1 protein-coding gene is annotated in these 624 nt (G+C 33.3%); it reads right to left on the reverse strand.

Features of this window, described 5'->3' with window-relative positions:
- Nucleotides 1-391 precede the first annotated feature (391 nt).
- Nucleotides 392-624 (reverse strand): IS30 family transposase (locus EAE89_RS23165; protein ID WP_214086686.1); only part of this gene is annotated, 233 nt, incomplete at its 5' end.

A 624-nucleotide genomic window follows, 5' to 3' on the forward strand; every position in this document is an offset into this window, starting at 1 on the left:
GAGGTATAGGTGCTATGATAGGCATCACTCAGTCCGTGTTGGGGTTTGGGATTTTTCGCAATTGATCAGATCGCAAAAATCGGACTGAGTTCCCTCCAAGTGATCTATTATTTTGAAAAGTTATTTATTGTTGGGAACTATTAATAATGTATTGATTCATTATAATCATATTTATTTAGCTGATAGACGGAAAAGATTTATATTTAGAAGAGTTGCATTATATTATGTTTTGAATCAATATCTATCTGATTATGAGATAATAATAGACGATAACGGAAAACCTTATATATTCACAGAGGAAGACCTGAAATACCATTTTTCATTGAGTGCTTCGGAAAATTATTGTGTTATTTATTTTAGTTGGTAGATTCACATAATAAGTGCAACATCGTTAATCTGGAAGTAAACATGTTCGCATTCCTTTAAATAATTCATTCGGTGTTTTCCCACCCCGTGTTTTTCGAGGGCGATTATTTAATCGGTTTACCACAAAATTGATTTCCTGATCAGAGATTTCATTAAAATTGGTTCCCTTTGGAAAGTATTGTCTGATTAACCCATTGATATTCTCATTGCTCCCTCTTTCCCAAGGCGAATAAGGGTGAGCAAAGTAAATTTGGGTTT

Source organism: Photorhabdus heterorhabditis (genome assembly GCF_018448905.1).
In the GTDB taxonomy this organism is placed as follows: domain Bacteria; phylum Pseudomonadota; class Gammaproteobacteria; order Enterobacterales; family Enterobacteriaceae; genus Photorhabdus; species Photorhabdus heterorhabditis.